Raw genomic sequence first — 16524 nt, 5'->3', positions numbered from 1 at the left:
TTCCTGGAGGGCATCGCGAGACGATCTCACCCCTGCTGCTGCCGCCATAACGAAGGCGTCACGCCATGCAACTGACGGAAGCGGTTGCTGAAGTGGCTGGAGGAGTGAAAGCCACAGCGCAGCGCAATGTCCGTGAGGGGCAGCGCGGTATGCTTCAGCAGTGTCAGTGCTTCATCCATACGACGACGCATCACATATTGATGTGGGGCGATACCTGCGCTGGTACGGAACATGCGGGCGAAATGGAACTCGCTCAATGCCGCCTCTCCCGCCAGCTGCGCCAGGGTTAATGGTTGATCCAGATGTTCATCGATATAAGCCAGAATGCGTCGTAACACCACCGGGGCCAGCCCACCGCGCACCTGTGGTGCCTGCCACTGGACATCACTGTAGTGCTGCAACAGGTGTGTCATCAGTAAGGTTGATGCGCTGCTGAGCATCAGTTGATTGGCGGGTTGTTGCCAATCGGTGCTGAGCAGGAAATGACGATACAGCTGGGTTATGCGATCGTCATCAGAGAACACTTTCTCATGCAGATTCAGGCGAGCCGCGTCGCGGTCCCAAATCTGTTCCGCCATCTGCCGTAAATGCTGGTCGGTGCAATAAAGATGCACAAACGACAGGTCAGCGCGGATGTCCCATACCGATTCGGTGCCGGACGGCATCAGGCAAAAACGATCCGGCCCACCACCGTTGCGCCAGCCGTGCTGCGTTTTATGCCAGGTATCGTAGCCATCTGCGGTGTACAGGCTGAGCGTATGGTGATCGCTGAGGTTAGTGACGCGATCGCCACTGTTAAACCAGGCCGCCAGCTTGATGCCACTATTCAGCTGCACGCTGTCACGCAGCTGTGCTTTATGTCGCTGTAGCATGTTAAAAGTCTGGTAGTCGGGCATCGTCAGGATCGCTCTTTATTTGATAACCCGCATTTTACGGATTCATCGGGACAGAGAACAGGCCACATTGGGACACCACAGGAAAAAGCGCAAGATTTTGCAATTCGTTCGCAAGGGGATGCAAGCCAGCCGGGAATCAGCACGGCACACTCAACACAAATTTGTTGTGGAGTAGGCAAAATGAACCTGATGTTGTATCTGGCGGTGGTGGTGATTTGGGGGACGACCTGGATCGCCATTTTTTTACAGCAGGAAGCGGCCAACACGCCGGTCTTTGTCGCGGTGTTCTGGCGTTTTTTACTGGCATCGCTGGTGATGCTGGTGATCCTGAAACTGATTCGCCGCCTGAAAAAGCTGGATGCGCAGGATCATCTGTTCTGCCTGTTACAGGGTTGCTGCGTGTTTGGCTTCAATTTTGTCTGTTTCTATCATGCCGCAGCCTGGATCAGCAGCGGGCTGGAATCGGTTATTTTCTCGATGGCGGTGCTGTATAACGCCTTAAATAGCTGGATCTTCTTCCGTCAACGCCCCTCGTTCCGCCTGTTGCCCGCCGCCATCCTGGGATTGGGTGGTATTGTTGCGCTGTTCTGGGGTGATATCCGCGCCGCGCATCCGGCACCACAATTATTATGGGGAGTAGGGTTAAGCGCCCTCGGCACGCTGGGTTTCTCCTTTGGCAACATGATTTCGACGCGCCACCAGCGCCGTCAGCGTGATGTCTTAACCACCAACAGTTACGCCATGTTGTATGGCGCGCTGATCATGGCGGTCCTCGCGGTACTGAACGGTGATTCGCTGGCACCAGCGTTCAATCTGCAATGGCTGGGTGCGATGAGTTATCTGGCGATTTTTGGCTCGGTGCTGGGATTTGGCGCGTACTTCACGCTGGTGGGTCGCATTGGTGCCAGTCAGGCAGCCTACAGTACCTTGCTGTTCCCACTGGTGGCACTGACCTTATCGACCCTGTATGAAGGTTATCAATGGCATAGCAATGCGATTGTTGGCCTGGTGATGATTCTGGCGGGCAATATGGTGATGTTTGTACGCTGGCCTGCGGCAAAACGCCTGCGTCTGGCGTAATACACGAGAGCGGGCATTGCGCCCGCTCTCTCGTCCTCTTAGCGCCAGCCCTGCATGCCGATATTGAGCTGGTGAGGTTGATTGATCGCTTTTCTGGCGATCCAGTAAAGCAGTATGCGTTCATCGTCTCTGTCGCGGTCGGCCATTGCCAGTAGTTTCAACGACAGCGTGGATTTATTCACCGGTTGATGCTCATCGCTTAACTCGATCACCGCCTGACCGATGATGCAGCAAACTTCATCCTCACTGGACGCGGATTCATATGCTCGGTCTTTCATATTTCCTCCTGTTAAGTGAATTTTAAGCCTGGCAAAACTTCACCATTTTGCAGCTAAAGCGTCGCTACGGACGAATCTGGTTACATTTCATCACACGGAGCAATAGCTTCACATGCGATGACATCACGCCTGTGCCTGCAATGTCGTTCATACCCGTTTCGCTGCATTTCATTCCGCCCTCACAGCCTTTCACGCCCTTTCCCCACACGCGTACGCGAGGGGGGCTTATCATCGCCTCAGTTTCCGAATTCCCGGATGGGAGAGAAAAAATGAAAAGCACAACACCGAGTTATCAACGTACCCGCTGGCTTACCCTTGCCGGCACCATTTTGACCCAATTTGCGCTGGGTTCGGTCTACACCTGGAGCCTGTTTAATGGTCAGCTGGCGCATAAGCTCGATGCACCTGTCAGCCAGGTGGCTTTCTCCTTTGGTTTACTGAGCCTGGGCCTGGCGATTGCGTCATCACTGGCGGGCAAATTGCAGGAACGCTTTGGCGTACGCAATGTCACCATTGGTGCTGGCGTGTTGATGGCGCTGGGCTTCTGGTTAACCGCCCATGCCGATAATCTGATGATGCTGTACCTCAGTGCCGGTGTGCTGGTCGGTCTGGCCGATGGCGCGGGTTATCTGATGACCTTATCCAACTGTGTGAAATGGTTCCCGGAGCGCAAAGGGGTGATTTCCGCCTGTGCGATTGGTGCCTACGGTTTAGGCAGCCTGGGTTTTAAATTTATCTGCGGCGCGTTACTCAGCACTCAGGGACTGGAAAACACCTTTATCATCTGGGGTGTTATGGCGATGGTGATGATTGTGATTGGTGCGTTGCTGATGCGTGATGCGCCGGTGCAGCAGAGCAACAATGCTTCCGTTCAGCAGGCTAAAGACTACACCCTGGCGCAGTCCGTACGCTTACCGCAATACTGGATGCTGGCGCTGATGTTCCTGACTGCCTGCATGAGTGGGTTGTATGTGATTGGCGTAGCAAAAGATATCGGCGAAGGTCTGGTACATCTCAGTACCGCTACCGCCGCCAACGCCGTGACCGTGATTGCCATCGCCAATCTGAGTGGCCGCCTGGTTCTGGGTGTGCTGTCCGATAAAATGGCGCGCATTCGGGTGATTTCGCTGGCACAGGTGGTTTCACTGCTGGGCATGAGCATCCTGCTGTTCACCCATATGAATGAATCCACCTTCTTTATCTCTCTGGCCTGTGTGGCATTCAGCTTCGGCGGCACCATCACCGTGTTCCCGTCACTGGTGAGCGATTTCTTCGGCCTGAATAACCTGACCAAAAACTATGGCCTGATTTATCTTGGCTTTGGTATCGGCAGCGTGCTGGGTTCACTGGTGGCATCGGTATTTGGTGGCTTTACCATCACTTTCAGCCTGATTATGACCCTGCTGGTGATTTCTCTGTTCCTCTCCATCAGCATCCGCCTGCCACAGCGCCACGATGTGCAGGAACCGGTGCTGCATCGCAGCTAAGTTTTCTCCCGATGCCGTGCCCCGGGCACGGCATCCTGCTGCTTAACCTTTGAATAACGGCTCAGCAATCCCCCCTACCCCCACATCCACCGCAAAAACATCGCCGGATTGTGGATAACGTGCCAGCTCCTCCGCAGTGCGATGCTCACGCGATGAGGTGATGTACAGCGTCTTCAGGTCTGCACCGCCAAATGCCACCATGGTCGGCCAGCGCACCGGCAAAGCAATCTCATCAACAATCTCTGCCGTCACCGGATCAATGCGCACCACGCGCCCCCCATCAAACAGGGCTGACCAGTAATAGCCTGCGCTATCCACCACAGCGCCATCCGGTAATCCCCCTTTGGCGTCAAACTGCCGGAAACGCTGCCGTGCCCCCGGTTCTCCGCTCTGTGCATCCAGCGGGTAGCGATACAGCACCTCATTCGGCGTATCGCTGTGATACATCCATTGACGGTCCGGCGAGAATGCCAGCCCGTTAGAGATTTTGACATCCTGCGCCATCACCCGCAGCGCACCATCGGGGGTGACGCGGCACAACAGGCCACCGTTTTTATCCTGGGGTTCCCATAAGCTGCCGCACCAGAAATTGCCCCAGGGATCCACGCGTCCATCGTTAAAACGGCTTTTGGCCGCGATTCCCGGATTATCCGCCAGTTTACGCTGCGGTTTACCTTCATCATCCAGCAGCCAGACGCCACTGCGCAAAGCGGCAATCAGACCGCCCTGCTCGCGCAGTCCGATACATCCCACCTCTTCCTGTTGTGGGAAGCTGCGCAACTCACCGCTGGCTGGATCGAAACGGTGAATCGCCGGGGCGAGAATATCGACGCACCACAGCACCTGTTCCCGGGTTGACCATAGCGGGCACTCAGCCAGTTCCGCCTGCAATGCCAGTACATTTCTTACTTCGCGTGCCATGATGTTCTCCTTAATTTAAATTGCCCTGACTTTAGCTTGTATCCCACAGTTCTGCACGATGTGTGTTAATTGAGAACAGATATTATTCAGGCTTGCTTTTCGGAGTAATCGCGTTATTATCATGCTGTATTCAGCGTATTCCGATTGGTTTATATTTCTCTCCCTCTCTTTCCCCACTGTTCTGTAATATTCAGAAATAGATCCAGAAATAACTCTACATTAGCTGCATCCTGGCTCCACTTTTCCGCTGTAATCTGGCCTCATTGGAAAAGAGGAGGACTCTCCATGAAAAAATTAATAAAAGTCGCGTCCGTTGTTGCCGTTATAGTCATGCTGAGTGGTTGTATTATTGATCCCGGACATGGGCATGGGCGTGGACCCGGCTGGGGACCGCCACACGGCGGCTGGCACCACGGCGGACCGGGTTATGGCCGGTGGTGATTGGGCAAAGCACACACAGCAAATAATAAAAAAGAAAAAGGGCGGGGAAATACCCCGCCCTGTTTTTTAGCTTTTTACCGCGTAATTACATTGATACCAGGCTTTCTTTAGTCCTGGAATATGACTATCTTCCGCCGGTAACGATTCCACTTTATCAAATCCACGCTTGCTGCAATATTCTGCCAAATCCATTTCCATGGCATCGCGATTAAATTTCTGTGGATCGTAGCGATACTGAACGGTATTTGAACTGGGATCTTCATCGACACGCTCAAATCCACCTGGCTGGCTGACACTACAGCCGGTCAGCATTAAAAGCGCCATGGCGCCTAATAACCACTTTTTCATTATGATGTCCTCATTCGATGCCGCAGTGTAAATGGCGGCGCAGCGCCTTTCCATAGGATTAAGGCGCGAAATGTCTGCACAAAACCAAGCTTTTACCAATCAAATTGATAAAACCAAACGGTTATTCATATCAGCACAGCAGTGCCATGATGTGTTCAGACAAAACGAAGTCGGCACCACACCAGGTGAATAAATAAGAGACTGACTGATTGTGACCTTATGCCCGTGCTGAGCGGGCTTTTTTTTGCCCGCTATCCGGTAAGGCTGACCATTTTACGCAGGAGATTGGCGGCTTGTTTGGCAGGCAATGCCAGAATGCCGCTGTACAGGTCAATCGACATCGCACACATCGCTGAACGATCCACCGTGGTATCCGCTGGCATATTCAGTTGCTGCAGGCGATCGCCCCATTTGCCGTACAGGGTTTCCACCACTTTTTGCAAATCACGTTGCGCAACCTGATTATCCACGACCTGATCATCACCGGTACTCTGCGCCAACAATTCATCCAGCGCCTGAGCATCACGCTGATTCAGCGCCGGTGACAGCATGCGCTGCAAGTTAATGCCGCCAATCACCTGCGGATAGAGGAAGCGGAAACAGGTTTGTGCATCCTGCTGTTGCAGCGCCTTCATCTCCTCAACCGACACGGAAATATAATTGATGATGGCTGCATCACTGGCTCGCATCAGACGCTGATTGACCAGATCGAGCAGCCAGCCACGCATTTCGCCCAGCGCTTCATCCGGCGGCACCCCGGCCAGGCGTTTGTGCAACAGTTCATGGTTCAGCAGTTGCCACAACGCCGGTTCCTGCGTTTTCAGCAATCGATACCCCGGTGCCTGGCTGAGCTGGCTGGCAACTTCAGCCGCCAGCGCCTGTCGCTGCTGGCGCGGATGCAACCAGCTAAACCACAGCAGATTCGCCAGCAACACCGGTAACAGGAACAACACCACCCCCTGCCAGAGACGGAGTGAGGTGGTACGTATCAGCAAAATAATAATCACCGCCAGCAGCGCAAAGGCGGCCAGCGTAACAGGGAAAAGCGAGAGCATGGAGCGGTTATTAATCCTTGCGAACGTCAATCAGAACCGGGCAGTTAGCACGTTCAATCACGGCAGCACTGACCGAGCCTTTCAGCAGGCGGTTAAACGGCGAAAGATGCCGGCGTCCCATGATGATCATGCTGGCCTGCACCGCCGACGACTGCGCAACAATGGTTTCTGCTGCTTCACCGGCCAGAATCACCCCTTTGGCCGCCACACCAGCCCGCAGTATGGGGGCAAGCGCGTGGCGCACCACCATTTCCGCGGTATTCTGTTCATCCTTTGCCACCAGAAAATCATCCGGATCTTCACCGGCATCGATCTCGATCGGCTGGTTGCAGGATGAATAAGCGGGATCGACGCAGCACAACACCACGACCTGCGCCTGGTGAGCCAGCGCCTGATCAATGGTAAGGGCGATCACTTTTTCCGCCACCGGGGAGTTATCTATGGCCATCAGCAAGGTTTTCATTTGTGGTTATCCTTCAACAACGGTCATTTTGCCAATTTCGCGGGTTAGCGCTTCTTTACACTTCAGGATTTCCTCACAATAACGGGCTTCATGTTTACGGAAACGCGCTGTCGGCACCAGTAGTGAGATAGAAAAACGTCCAAATAACGTATCGATCGCCACCGCCATGGTGGAGATGCCTTCCAGCGTCTCGCCACGATCGTAGGAGAAGCCGGTTTTACGGACTTCACCAATCAACTCCAGCAATTGCGGCAACGTTTTTATCGTCATTTCGGTCAGCTCTTTATACGCTTCACCGACAATAACCCGTACATCATCATCGCTCTCCAGCGCCAGCAGGGCACGTCCGCCCGAGGTGCTGTAAAGCGGCAGGTTCAGTCCCATGCGAGGCACCACGCGCAGTTCGCGCGAAGCCACCACATAATGGACGATCGCCAACTGCGTCCCGCTGGCACGCGCCAGCGAAACGGTTTCATTAGTCGCAGCAGAAAGTTGTTCAAGGAAGGGACGTACCACTTCAACCACGTCGCTGTGCACACTGGAGATCAGTTTCAGCAATGCGGGCCCGAGACGTAAGCCACCTGCGCCGCTGCTGCGCACCAGTTGGGCGTTATCCAGCGCGGCGATAATGCGTTGCACCGTTGAGCGCGGCAAATCCACCGCCTGAGCGATCTCCCCCAGGCTCATACCACCGGGATGCTCACCCAAAGCATTTAAAATTTTTGCCGCGCGGGCAATGACCTGAATGCCGCCCGCTTTTTCATCCTCACGGCAGGAGGGGAGTTCAACCATATTTCGTTCCTTTGTGGCCTGGCCTACTGTAGCGCGATTACCGCACTTTTACACCCTGTATCACATTGCAATACAACATACCGGGATGTAATATGCGAGCTGTATCACATCGCAATACACTGCATCAACATAACGAGATTCCTGCTATGAACGCCCAACCTGCAGCGGCGCCGGCACCTCATCCTTTTACCCTGCGCCTTGCGCTCGGTCTGGTGGGGGTACTGATTGCCGCACTCACCTCCGGTTTAAACGATCGTGTCACCGATATTGCGCTGGCGGATATTCGTGCGGCCATCGGCATCAGTTACGATCAGGGTAGCTGGATTATTTCCGCCTATCAGGCCGCCGAAGTGGCCGCGATGATGATCGCCCCCTGGTTTGCCGTGACCTTCTCGTTACGTCGTTTTGCGCTGACGGTGTCAGCAGGCTTTATGCTTACCGGCCTTCTGTTACCACTGCTGCCCAATGCCACGCTGTTTATCACCCTGCGCGTCATTCAGGGATTATTCGGCGGCGCGCTGCCTCCGTTACTGATGACGGTAGCGCTGCGTTTTTTACCTCCGCCGATCAAACTTTACGGCCTCGGCGCTTATGCGCTGACCGCCACCTTCGGCCCCAATCTCGCTGCCACCCTTGCTGCCTTCTGGACCGATGATGTCAGCTGGATGTTTGTGTTCTGGCAGATTGTCCCCAGCATGCTGGTCGCCATGCTGCTGATCGGCTGGGGCCTGCCGCAGGATCCCCTGCGCTTCGAGCGTTTCCAGCAGATGGATCTGTTTGGCATGCTCACCGGTTGCAGCGGCATTGCCATGCTGGTACTGGCGCTGACCCAAGGCGAACGGCTGGACTGGCTCAGCTCACCGTTAATCGTCGCGCTATTATTCAGCGCAGCGGCATTGCTGATTGTGTTCTTTATTAATGAATGGTTTCACCCGCTGCCCATCTTTAAGTTGCAGATGCTCCAGCGTCGCAATCTGGCGCACGGTCTGCTGGCGCTGGCGGGAGTACTGATTCTGTCGCTGTCCGGCTCTGCCCTGCCCTCCGCGTACTTTGGCCAGATTGAAGGTTTTCGTACCCTGCAATTCGCACCGCTGGCGCTGACGGTGGGTTTACCGCAGTTACTGATCGCCCCATTGATTGCTGCCTTGCTGAATATCCGCTGGATTGACTGCCGCTGGATGTTGACAGCTGGCGTGGCACTGCTGGTCATCTCCTGCCTGCTGGGCATGCAGATCACCACCGACTGGGGACGACAGAATTTCTGGCTGATACAAATTTTGCAGGCTTTCGGTCAACCGATGGTCATTTTGCCGGTGCTGATGAGCGCCACCAGTGTGGTAGCCCCGCCGGAAGGTCCGTTTGCTTCGGCGATGTTCAACACCGTACGTGGGTTCTCCAGTGTCGCTGCCAGTACGCTGGTGGAGTGGTTTATCAGCCATCGCGAACAGTTTCATTCCAATATCCTGGTGGGTAATGCCGCCAGTCGTTCCTGGCTGATGACCGCACCAACCAGCGCCCAGGCCAGCAGCAGTTTTCCACTCCTCCCCGATGGCAGCGCCAGCAGCAGTGAAAACCTGAGTGGTTTCGCCAGCCTGCTCAAGCATCAGGCGATGGTGCTGAGCCTGAGTGATAGCTATCTGATGCTGATCGGTTTCGCCGCACTGATGCTGCTGCTTACCGTCTGGCTGCCAAAACGCGTCTGGCCGCCACAAACCCTGATTCAACCTGTTACAAACACGTCGAGATAAATAATATGCGTGCTTTTGCTTTGAAGAGAACGGTGCTGCTGAGCGCCTTACTGCTGCTGTTGCTGGTGATGGCTTTTTTTGTCTGGTCGGCCATGACCCGCAACGATCATCAAACCGATGATGCTTACGTCAATGCCGATTACACGCTGGTGGCACCGAAAGTCTCCGGCTATATCGCCAGCGTCAATGTGCAGGATAACCAGCGCGTCAAAGCCGGGGAATTACTGGCTACGCTGGACGATCGTGATTACCGCGTCGCACTGGAAACCGCCAGAGCCAATCTACAGGTGAGCGAAGCCAAGCGTCTGAGCAGCCAGGCACAGCTGGATCAGCAGCAATCCACCATCGACCAGGCCAAAGCCACGTTGGCAGCCAGCCAGGCTTCTGCGCAGTATGCCGGGCAGAGTGCCGCACGTTACGACAGCCTGTATAAAAGCGGCACCATTGCGGCCGACGAGCAGCAAAAAGCGACGTCAACCCAGCGTTCAGCCGCTGCCACGGTACGCCAGAGCGAAGCGGCTCTCGCCGCATCGATCAAGGAGGTGGGAGTGCTGCAGGCGGCATTACGTCAGGCTGAAGCGGATGTCAGTGCAGCACAGGCCAGTGTCGATCAGGCGCAGCTAAACCTGTCTTACACGCGGATTGTCGCACCGGTTGATGGCATGGTCGGACAGCGTTCGGTCCGTCTCGGGGCCTATGTCACGGCGGGTACCCGTTTGCTGGCGGTGGTACCCTTGCAGCAAACCTATATCACCGCCAATTTTCTGGAAACTCAGTTGACAGATGTTCGCCAGGGTCAGAAGGTAACGGTGCGGGTGGATGCCCTGCCCGGCAAAACGTTTTCCGGTCACGTTGACAGCATCGCCCCGGCCACAGGCGCGACCTTTTCCGCCATTTCGCCGGATAACGCGACAGGCAACTATACTAAGGTGATTCAGCGTCTGCCGGTAAAAATCGTGCTGGATCCGAACCAATCCGATCTGGCGCAATTACGGGTAGGTATGTCGGCGATCCCGCAAATTGAGGTGCAGTAAAAGCGTGATAAATATCTCAGATCCGATCACTTTCTTTTCGGAAAGATTACGCGTAAATTAGCGTTCGATCCTGTTCTGAGTTTGCTCTGGACGACCTGAGAGAAAAGCGTGCAGCGGTTATGAACTTCACCTTTCTCTTATTCTGTCGCGTTACGCTGGCCTGGGATCGCCATCGTCGTAACCGCTCAGAGGAGTTGTTGTGTGAAATACGCTTTGATGGGAATCTCTTTTTTCCTGTTAATCTGGGTCGGCACCTTTGTGCTGATGCTATAGAGCCACCAGGAAGTCAGAAAGGGCGACAAATCTGTCGCCCTTTACTTAAAAACTCTACTCTTCTTCTGTTGCTTTCAGCGTTCCCGGCAAAATACCATCCGCACGAAACATCGCTTTAATGCCCCGCACCGCCTGACGAATACGGTCGCTGTTTTCGATCAGCGCGAAACGTACGTGAGTATCGCCGTAATCGCCAAAGCCGACACCCGGTGACACGCACACTTTGGCTTCCTGTAGCAGCAGTTTGGCAAATTCCAGCGAGCCAAGGTGCGCATAGTGGTCAGGAATTTTCGCCCAGACATACATTGACGCTTTCGGCATCTCCACCATCCAGCCCGCTTCATGCAGCCCTTTCACCAGCACATCACGACGACGTTTGTATTGTTCAGCGATATCACGAACGCATTGCTGATCGCCTTCCAGTGCAGCAATCGCCGCCACCTGCAACGGTGTAAAGGTGCCGTAATCGTGGTAACTCTTGATACGCGCCAGCGCTGCGACCAGCTCCTTGTTGCCTACCATAAAGCCGATACGCCAGCCCGCCATGTTGTAGCTTTTTGACAGGGTGAAAAACTCCACCGCCACATCGCGTGCACCCGGCACCTGCATGATAGACGGCGCTTTCCAGCCATCGTAAACAATGTCGGCATAGGCCAGATCGTGGATAACCAGCACGTTGTACTGTTTCGCCAGCGCAATCACCCGCTCAAAGAAATCCAGCTCGACGCACTGCGCGGTCGGATTCGACGGGAAGCCGAGGATCATCATCTTCGGTTTCGGGTAGCTTTCGCGAATTGCGCGTTCCAGCTCGTTAAAGAAATCGACGCCCGCCACCAGCGGCACAGAGCGGACCTGTGCACCGGCAATCACCGCGCCGTAGATATGAATGGGATAACTGGGATTCGGTACCAGCACGGTGTCACCGTGGTCGAGCGTTGCCAGCATCAGATGCGCCAGCCCCTCTTTCGAACCGATAGTGACAATGGCTTCGGACTCCGGATCGATGTCCACCTGATAACGGTCCGCATACCAGCGCGAAATAGCGCGGCGCAGACGCGGAATACCTTTCGAGGTGGAGTAACCATGGGTGTCGTCGCGCTGTGCCACCTGGCACAATTTTTCCACGATATGCGGCGGCGTAGGGCCATCCGGGTTCCCCATCGAAAAATCGATGATGTCTTCGCCGCGCCGACGCGCAGCCATCTTCAATTCAGCGGTGATGTTAAAAACGTAAGGGGGAAGGCGTTCAATACGGGAAAAACGACGGGGTGTGCTGTTATCAGCCATGATGTCCTCTGGAGTACGTTAGCGCCCGGACCGTCCGAGCGACGTGGGTCACTGTTGTGACCGAACCAAGAACATAACGCGACGATAACCGCATTGTCGAGCGCCGAAGATAATTTTTTTATTTTTGCGGATTCAGGCGACCGAGCACCCAATCGTTTACCCATTGGCCATTTAGCAGATAATTATCCCGCAGAATCCCCTCCAGCGCGAAATCATTCTTCTCCAGAATGCGCCGTGACGGCCAATTCCCCTCAACCACCAGCGCTTTGAGTTTATGAAATTCCGCCTGGAACAAAAAGGTGCACAGCGCGCTCAATGCCTCACTGCCATAACCCTGCCCGGTAAAGCGATGCAGCATCATGTAACCCACTTCAGCCTGCCGATTTGGCTCCCATTCGGGGCTACAGCCAAACAGGCCGATAGCCTCCCCGCTGTCACGCAGACGGGCCACCAGACACAGCATATGGAAACTGGTGACCAGCCAGGGCGCAAGGCGTTCGGTAAAGCGCTGACGGATATCCTCTTCATCGGGTATTTCACTCACCCAGGTCATGGTGGCGGCATCTTCGTGGACCGCTTTAAAAATTTGCCAATCTTCCGGTTGTAACCGGCTGAGGGTCAAACGGGCAGTAACTAATTGCATGGCTGCACTCCGAAAAAGGCTTAGGCCAACATAACAAACCGGACCAGTGACAGGAAGTCGCAACCACCGGGAAAAGATAATCCTCTTTTTACCACTCAACTTTTCCCCTTTTTGGATTTTGGTGAGTAAAAATTGATCCTGGCCATAAGAAGTGTCCGCAGCCTGCCAGGGCGCTGGCAGATCTCGATCACATTTTTTATCATAGCCCTAACCCTTTTTCGTTAGCGACGAGATGCCTGTGCCCTCTCACTTTGACATGCTGCTGGCGGTGTTTGACCGCGCCGCACTGATGCTGATTTGCCTGTTTTTCCTCACCCGCACCCGGGTGTTTCGCCAGTTGTTGCAGAAAGATGAGCATTCACGCCAGGAAAAAGTGGTAGTAACGGCGATTTTTTCGCTATTCGCCCTGTTCAGCACCTGGTCAGGCATTGATGTCGATGGTTCACTGCTTAACGTACGCGTGATTGCGGTGATGTCGGGCGGCATTTTATTTGGCCCCTGGGTCGGCATCGCCACAGGCGTCATTGCCGGGTTACACCGTTTTCTTATTGATATTCATGGTATTACCTCAATTCCCTGTCTGATCACCAGCATCATTGCCGGTATCGCTTCAGGCGTGATTAATCGCCGGGTCAGCAAGGAGCAGCGCTGGCGCGCCGGTATTCTCGGCGGCATGTTGTGTGAAACCCTGACCATGCTGCTGATTGTGCTGTGGGCCAGACCGATGACGCTCGGCCTCGATATTGTCTCTGAGATTGCACTTCCGATGATCCTTGGCGCATCCAGCATCGGGTTAATTGTGTTGCTGGTGCAGAGCGTTGAAGGAGAAAAAGAAGCGATTGCGGCGCGCCAGGCCAAGCTGGCGCTGGAGATTGCGAACAAAACGTTGCCACTGTTTCGCCAGGTCAACAGCGATTCATTGCACCAGATTTGCGACATCATTCGCAGCGAAATTCATGCAGATGCGGTGGCAATCACCAATACCAAACAGATTCTTGCCTATGTCGGCTACGGCGAAGAGAACTATCACGATGGTGATGACGGCCTCAGCCCCACCACCGCTCAGGCAATCACCAGCCGAAAAATTATCATTAAAAATAATGACGAGGCGCACCGTACCAAAGATATCCACTCGATGCTGGTTATTCCCCTTTGGGAAAAAGGGGAAGTTACCGGGACGCTAAAAATCTATTATCGCCGTGCGCATCGCATCACCGGTTCGCTAAAAGAGATGGCGGTTGGGCTGTCGCAGATCATCTCCACCCAGCTGGAAGTGTCGCGCGCCGAGCAGTTGCGTGAGATGGCAAACAAAGCCGAACTACGTGCGTTACAAAGCAAGATCAACCCGCATTTCCTGTTTAACGCGCTGAACGCGATCTCCGCCTCGATTCGCCTCAATCCCGATACCGCCCGCCAGCTGGTGATCAATTTGTCACGCTATCTGCGCTACAACCTGGAACTGAATGACGACGAGCCTATCGATATCAAGAAAGAGCTGTGGCAGGTGAAGGATTATATTGCGATTGAGCAAGCGCGCTTCGGTGACAAACTGTCGATGATTTACGATGTTGATGAAGACCTGCATTTCACCCTGCCCAGCCTGCTGATCCAGCCACTGGTGGAGAATGCCATTGTACATGGCATCCAGCCCTGCCGGGGTAAAGGGGTGGTCACGCTCAGCGTGAAAGACCTGGGCGACCAGGTGCGGGTTTCGGTGCGCGATACCGGTGCCGGTATTAGCGATGACGTGATGGCACGCGTGGCGCGGGATGAAATGCCAGGGAATAAAATCGGTCTGCTTAATGTACATCATCGGGTGAAACTGCTTTCCGGCCAGGGATTAACCATTGTGCGTCATCAGCCCGGCACCGAAATTTCCTTTACCCTTAGCAAAAATGGCCACCGGTTGCCCACACCGCTCGTCAGCCAGGAAACCTCAGCGTGAAAGCCATCATTGTCGAAGATGAATTCCTGGCACAGCAGGAACTGAGCTGGATGATTCAGCATCATAGCCAGATCAGTATTGAAGCCTGTTTTGATGACGGGCTGGAAGTGCTGAAATATCTGCAAAACCACCGTGTCGATGTGATTTTCCTCGACATTAATATCCCGTCCCTGGATGGCATGCTGCTGGCACAAAATATTAATCAGTTCGCGCACAAGCCGTTGATCGTGTTTATCACCGCGTGGAAAGAACATGCAGTGGAAGCCTTTGAGCTGGAAGCCTTTGACTACATCCTGAAGCCGTATCATGAGTCGCGCATTATCACCATGCTCAACAAACTGGAAGCCAGCTGGCAACAGCAGCAATCACCAGCCAGCAATCCGCAATCCACGGTTCCGCAGACCGTGAATCTGGTTAAAGATGAGCGCATCATCGTGACCGACATCAACGATATTTATTATGTCGAAGCGCACGAGAAGCTGACGTTCGTGTATACCCGGCGCGAAGCCTACGTGATGTCGATGACCATCAGTGAGTTTTGCAGCCGTCTGCCCGAATCGGCCTTCTTTCGTTGCCACCGTTCGTACTGCGTCAACCTGAGTAAAATTCGCGAAATTGAACCCTGGTTCAACAATACCTATCTGGTGAAATTACGTGATTTGGACGCGCAGGTCCCGGTGAGCCGCAGCAAAGTGAAGGCCTTCCGGCAATTAATGCGTTTGTAAGGCGAACGGCATATTGACACCGTTCGCCTGCGAGGAATTACAGCACGCGACCCAATGTCTGGCGCAGGTGAGCACCGGCACCGAGCAGACCCGGCTGATCGTGGGTGATCATATAGACCGGAATATCCACCAGGTAATCGCGGAAACGGCCTTTATCTTCAAACGCCGCACGGAAACCCGAGGCTTTAAAGAAGTCGAGGAAACGCGGCACAATGCCACCAGCGATATAAACACCGCCAAAAGTGCCCAGGTTGAGCGCCAGGTTGCCGCCGAAACGTCCCATAATAACGCAGAACAGTGACAGGGCGCGGCGGCAATCAATGCAGCTGTCTTTCAGTGCGCGTTCGGTAACATCCTTCGGCTTCAGGTTTTCGGGTTCACGCTGATCCGATTTAACGATGGCGCGGTACAGGTTGACCAACCCGGAACCAGACAGCACGCGCTCCGCTGAGACATGGCCCAGCTCCGCCCGCAACACTTCCAGAATCCCGGCTTCTTCTTCGCTGTTAGGCGCGAAATCAACATGACCGCCCTCACCCGGCAGACTCACCCAGCGCTTATCTACGTGCACCAGATGGCTGACGCCAAGCCCGGTGCCTGCACCATAGATGGCGATCGGTTTGTCCTGCACTGGCGCTTTGCCACCGAACTGAATCACATCGTTTTCTGCCAGCATCGGCACCGCCATCGATATCGCGGTGAAATCATTGATGATTTCCAGGTGGGCAAAACCGAGGCTCTCTTTCATCTGCTTCGTGGAGAAAGCCCAGTCATGGTTGGTCATTTCGACCCAGTCGCCAGTAATCGGGCAGGCGATGGCGATGCAACCATCTTTGATATCCTGTTTCTGCTCATCCAGATAGTGACGGATGACCGCTTCAAGGTTGTCATAGTCTGATGTTGAGAATGTTTTGGCCTGGGAGATGGCACCGGTCTCCACCTCACACAGGGCGAGACGGGCATTGGTACCACCCACATCGCCGACCAGGGCGTATTTTGTCATTCTTCTGCTGCTCCGCTTGGGTCATAAATAATTGCAGGACACTATAAAAGCCTGCCAATAAAACAACAACGCCCATCAGTGCGTCGGATGGGCGTATTCACTCAG

Annotated in this window: 19 protein-coding genes; 9 read left to right on the top strand and 10 right to left on the bottom strand. The window is 54.4% G+C overall.

The features are described 5' to 3' along the window. Positions 1-26: 26 nt before the first annotated feature. Positions 27-896: a helix-turn-helix domain-containing protein gene (locus PW844_RS18960; protein ID WP_299455214.1), complete on the bottom strand. Its 870-nt coding sequence runs from the start codon at positions 894-896 to the stop codon at positions 27-29. A 180-nt stretch (positions 897-1076) separates the two neighbouring features. Here PW844_RS18960 and PW844_RS18955 point away from each other — a divergent pair, with 180 nt between their 5' ends. Beyond that, a complete protein-coding gene (locus PW844_RS18955; RefSeq protein ID WP_299455212.1) occupies positions 1077-1976 on the top strand; it encodes an EamA family transporter in 900 nt (299 codons plus the stop codon). 38 nt (positions 1977-2014) lie between these two features. Here PW844_RS18955 and PW844_RS18950 read toward each other — a convergent pair whose 3' ends face one another. Beyond that, positions 2015-2254 carry a hypothetical protein gene (locus tag PW844_RS18950; RefSeq protein WP_299455210.1) on the bottom strand — a complete coding sequence of 80 codons (240 nt, stop codon included), beginning with the start codon at positions 2252-2254 and terminating at the stop codon, positions 2015-2017. A 269-nt stretch (positions 2255-2523) separates the two neighbouring features. Here PW844_RS18950 and PW844_RS18945 point away from each other — a divergent pair, with 269 nt between their 5' ends. Next, positions 2524-3741: an MFS transporter gene (locus PW844_RS18945; RefSeq protein WP_299455207.1), complete on the top strand. Its 1218-nt coding sequence runs from the start codon at positions 2524-2526 to the stop codon at positions 3739-3741. A gap of 42 nt (positions 3742-3783) precedes the next feature. Here the strand turns inward: PW844_RS18945 and PW844_RS18940 are convergent, their stop codons facing one another. Beyond that, complete coding sequence (locus tag PW844_RS18940) at positions 3784-4662, bottom strand: SMP-30/gluconolactonase/LRE family protein (RefSeq protein ID WP_299455204.1); 879 nt, start codon at positions 4660-4662, stop codon at positions 3784-3786. A gap of 285 nt (positions 4663-4947) precedes the next feature. Between PW844_RS18940 and PW844_RS18935 the strand changes: the two genes are divergently transcribed. Continuing rightward, the gene (locus PW844_RS18935) at positions 4948-5103 is read left to right on the top strand and encodes a hypothetical protein (protein ID WP_299455202.1); all 156 of its coding nucleotides are present in this window, start codon (positions 4948-4950) and stop codon (positions 5101-5103) included. A 66-nt stretch (positions 5104-5169) separates the two neighbouring features. Here PW844_RS18935 and PW844_RS18930 read toward each other — a convergent pair whose 3' ends face one another. Further along, entirely contained in the window at positions 5170-5451 is a 282-nt protein-coding gene (locus tag PW844_RS18930; RefSeq protein ID WP_299455200.1) for a lipoprotein, read from the bottom strand. A gap of 70 nt (positions 5452-5521) precedes the next feature. Here PW844_RS18930 and PW844_RS18925 point away from each other — a divergent pair, with 70 nt between their 5' ends. After that, positions 5522-5644, top strand: a complete 123-nt coding sequence (locus PW844_RS18925; protein ID WP_299455197.1) for a hypothetical protein — start codon at positions 5522-5524, stop codon at positions 5642-5644. A 58-nt stretch (positions 5645-5702) separates the two neighbouring features. On the opposite strand, the gene PW844_RS18920 is transcribed toward PW844_RS18925, so the two are convergent. The 3 genes from PW844_RS18920 to PW844_RS18910 are packed head-to-tail and all read right to left on the bottom strand — an operon-like array spanning position 5703 to position 7761. Next, positions 5703-6506 (bottom strand): hypothetical protein, encoded by an 804-nt coding sequence (locus PW844_RS18920; protein ID WP_299455195.1) that lies wholly within the window; start codon positions 6504-6506, stop codon positions 5703-5705. Between the two features lie 10 nt (positions 6507-6516). Beyond that, positions 6517-6969 carry a universal stress protein gene (locus PW844_RS18915; RefSeq protein WP_299455192.1) on the bottom strand — a complete coding sequence of 151 codons (453 nt, stop codon included), beginning with the start codon at positions 6967-6969 and terminating at the stop codon, positions 6517-6519. A 6-nt stretch (positions 6970-6975) separates the two neighbouring features. Then, on the bottom strand, positions 6976-7761 hold the full coding sequence (locus PW844_RS18910; RefSeq protein ID WP_299455189.1) for an IclR family transcriptional regulator: 786 nt from the start codon (positions 7759-7761) through the stop codon (positions 6976-6978). A gap of 146 nt (positions 7762-7907) precedes the next feature. On the opposite strand from PW844_RS18910, the gene PW844_RS18905 reads away from it, so the two are divergent. The 3 genes from PW844_RS18905 (at position 7908) to ypdK (ending at position 10816) form a co-directional block, all read left to right on the top strand. Then, positions 7908-9509, top strand: coding sequence for an MFS transporter (locus PW844_RS18905; protein WP_299455187.1), 1602 nt, complete (start codon positions 7908-7910; stop codon positions 9507-9509). A 5-nt stretch (positions 9510-9514) separates the two neighbouring features. Continuing rightward, positions 9515-10543, top strand: coding sequence for an HlyD family secretion protein (locus tag PW844_RS18900; protein WP_299455185.1), 1029 nt, complete (start codon positions 9515-9517; stop codon positions 10541-10543). A 201-nt stretch (positions 10544-10744) separates the two neighbouring features. Further along, positions 10745-10816: a membrane protein YpdK gene (gene ypdK, locus PW844_RS18895; protein WP_128178783.1), complete on the top strand. Its 72-nt coding sequence runs from the start codon at positions 10745-10747 to the stop codon at positions 10814-10816. Between the two features lie 54 nt (positions 10817-10870). Here the strand turns inward: ypdK and alaC are convergent, their stop codons facing one another. After that, entirely contained in the window at positions 10871-12103 is a 1233-nt protein-coding gene (gene alaC / locus PW844_RS18890; protein WP_084876196.1) for an alanine transaminase, read from the bottom strand. A 118-nt stretch (positions 12104-12221) separates the two neighbouring features. After that, positions 12222-12746 (bottom strand): GNAT family N-acetyltransferase, encoded by a 525-nt coding sequence (locus PW844_RS18885; protein ID WP_299455181.1) that lies wholly within the window; start codon positions 12744-12746, stop codon positions 12222-12224. 256 nt (positions 12747-13002) lie between these two features. On the opposite strand from PW844_RS18885, the gene PW844_RS18880 reads away from it, so the two are divergent. Together PW844_RS18880 and PW844_RS18875 are read left to right on the top strand one after the other, a co-directional pair. Next, positions 13003-14691: a sensor histidine kinase gene (locus PW844_RS18880; RefSeq protein ID WP_299455268.1), complete on the top strand. Its 1689-nt coding sequence runs from the start codon at positions 13003-13005 to the stop codon at positions 14689-14691. Further along, positions 14688-15416: a LytTR family DNA-binding domain-containing protein gene (locus PW844_RS18875; RefSeq protein WP_084876199.1), complete on the top strand. Its 729-nt coding sequence runs from the start codon at positions 14688-14690 to the stop codon at positions 15414-15416. Before PW844_RS18880 ends, PW844_RS18875 begins: the two co-directional genes overlap by 4 nt. 37 nt (positions 15417-15453) lie before the next feature. Here PW844_RS18875 and glk read toward each other — a convergent pair whose 3' ends face one another. Then, a complete protein-coding gene (gene glk, locus PW844_RS18870) occupies positions 15454-16419 on the bottom strand; it encodes a glucokinase (RefSeq protein WP_299455178.1) in 966 nt (321 codons plus the stop codon). Positions 16420-16524: the final 105 nt, after the last annotated feature.

This window comes from Pantoea sp., from assembly GCF_028283705.1.
GTDB lineage: Bacteria > Pseudomonadota > Gammaproteobacteria > Enterobacterales > Enterobacteriaceae > Pantoea.
Note: the sequence above shows the minus strand (reverse complement) of the source record. Positions and strands in the feature narration are given on the sequence as shown.

Bases quoted from the DNA above. Each gene is read 5' to 3' on its own strand.
- PW844_RS18940 (WP_299455204.1), bottom strand. From the start codon at position 4,662: ATGGCACGCGAAGTAAGAAATGTACTGGCATTGCAGGCGGAACTGGCT.
- PW844_RS18930 (WP_299455200.1), bottom strand. From the start codon at position 5,451: ATGAAAAAGTGGTTATTAGGCGCCATGGCGCTTTTAATGCTGACCGGC.
- PW844_RS18935 (WP_299455202.1), top strand. From the start codon at position 4,948: ATGAAAAAATTAATAAAAGTCGCGTCCGTTGTTGCCGTTATAGTCATG.
- PW844_RS18960 (WP_299455214.1), bottom strand. From the start codon at position 896: ATGCCCGACTACCAGACTTTTAACATGCTACAGCGACATAAAGCACAG.
- PW844_RS18925 (WP_299455197.1), top strand. From the start codon at position 5,522: ATGTCTGCACAAAACCAAGCTTTTACCAATCAAATTGATAAAACCAAA.
- PW844_RS18900 (WP_299455185.1), top strand. From the start codon at position 9,515: ATGCGTGCTTTTGCTTTGAAGAGAACGGTGCTGCTGAGCGCCTTACTG.
- PW844_RS18915 (WP_299455192.1), bottom strand. From the start codon at position 6,969: ATGAAAACCTTGCTGATGGCCATAGATAACTCCCCGGTGGCGGAAAAA.
- alaC (WP_084876196.1), bottom strand. From the start codon at position 12,103: ATGGCTGATAACAGCACACCCCGTCGTTTTTCCCGTATTGAACGCCTT.
- PW844_RS18905 (WP_299455187.1), top strand. From the start codon at position 7,908: ATGAACGCCCAACCTGCAGCGGCGCCGGCACCTCATCCTTTTACCCTG.
- glk (WP_299455178.1), bottom strand. From the start codon at position 16,419: ATGACAAAATACGCCCTGGTCGGCGATGTGGGTGGTACCAATGCCCGT.
- PW844_RS18910 (WP_299455189.1), bottom strand. From the start codon at position 7,761: ATGGTTGAACTCCCCTCCTGCCGTGAGGATGAAAAAGCGGGCGGCATT.
- PW844_RS18950 (WP_299455210.1), bottom strand. From the start codon at position 2,254: ATGAAAGACCGAGCATATGAATCCGCGTCCAGTGAGGATGAAGTTTGC.
- PW844_RS18920 (WP_299455195.1), bottom strand. From the start codon at position 6,506: ATGCTCTCGCTTTTCCCTGTTACGCTGGCCGCCTTTGCGCTGCTGGCG.
- PW844_RS18955 (WP_299455212.1), top strand. From the start codon at position 1,077: ATGAACCTGATGTTGTATCTGGCGGTGGTGGTGATTTGGGGGACGACC.
- PW844_RS18945 (WP_299455207.1), top strand. From the start codon at position 2,524: ATGAAAAGCACAACACCGAGTTATCAACGTACCCGCTGGCTTACCCTT.
- PW844_RS18885 (WP_299455181.1), bottom strand. From the start codon at position 12,746: ATGCAATTAGTTACTGCCCGTTTGACCCTCAGCCGGTTACAACCGGAA.
- PW844_RS18880 (WP_299455268.1), top strand. From the start codon at position 13,003: ATGCTGCTGGCGGTGTTTGACCGCGCCGCACTGATGCTGATTTGCCTG.